This window comes from Nocardioides sp. CPCC 206348 (genome assembly GCF_048654705.1).
Classification (GTDB): Bacteria; Actinomycetota; Actinomycetes; order Propionibacteriales; family Nocardioidaceae; genus Nocardioides.
The window spans coordinates 236-1,329 of the sequence record NZ_JBMCZA010000145.1 but is presented as its reverse complement, the minus strand read 5'-3'; the positions used below and the strand labels follow the sequence as shown (position 1 = coordinate 1,329).

Annotated in this window: 1 protein-coding gene; it reads right to left on the bottom strand. The window is 65.7% G+C overall.

What is annotated here, in order from left to right:
* Window positions 1–1,094: ABC transporter ATP-binding protein (locus tag ACOADB_RS10005; protein WP_378597813.1), on the bottom strand; the 1,094-nt coding region annotated here is incomplete at both ends.

Genomic DNA, 1,094 nt, shown 5'->3' with positions numbered 1-1,094 from the left:
ATGATCAGGTTGACCAGCGTGGTCTTGCCCGCGCCGGTCGGCCCGACGATGGCGACCATCTGGCCGGGGTGCGCGATCAGCGACAGGTCCTCGATCAGCGGCTCGTCGGGGTCGTAGGAGAACGACACCTCCTCGAACGCCACTTCGCCGCGGGTGTCCTCGCGGGCCGCGTCCGAGACGCGAGCGGCGTCCACGGTCGCAACTGCCGACGGATCCACTTCCTCCTCGGCGTCCAGCAGCTCGAAGACCCGTTCCGCCGACGCCACCCCCGACTGCAGCAGGTTCGCCATCGAGGCGATCTGGGTGATCGGCTGCGAGAACATCCGTGAGTACTGGATGAACGCCTGGACGTCACCGATGCTCATCGACCCCGACGTCACCCGGAGCCCACCGACGACGGCGATGATCACGTAGTTGATGTTGCCGACCAGCATCATCACCGGCATCACGAGGCCACTGATGAACTGTGCCTTGAACGACGACTGGTACAGCGCCTCGTTGGCCTCGTCGAAGCCCGCCTCCACGCTCTCGCGGCGACCGAACACCGACACAAGGGCGTGGCCGGAGATGGCCTCCTCGACCTGGCCGTTGAGCTTGCCGGTCTGGCGCCACTGGTTGATGAACTGGCTCTGCGAACGCTTCATGATGCGGCCGCTCGCGAACATCGCGATCGGCACCGAGACCAGTGCGATCAGCGCCAGCAAGGGCGAGATCCAGAACATCATGCCGAGCACGCCGACGACCATCAGCAACGACGTGAGCAGCTGGCTCATCGTCTGCTGGAGGTTCTGTGCGACGTTGTCGATGTCGTTGGTGACGCGGCTGAGCAGTTCGCCGCGCGGCTGCTTGTCGAAGTACGACAGGGGCAACCGGTGCACCTTGTCCTCGACGTCGGACCGCATCTGCCGCACGGTCTCCTGCACGACGTCGTTGATGTAGTAGCCCTGCAGCCAGCCGAGCACCTGGCCACCGATGTAGATCAGCAGCGTGACCAGCAGCAGCTGGCCGACCTTGCCGAAGTCGACGCCCTGGCCGGGGATGAGGTCGAGGCCGCGCAGGAAGTCGGCGAACTGGCCGTCCCCGCGGGACTCGGC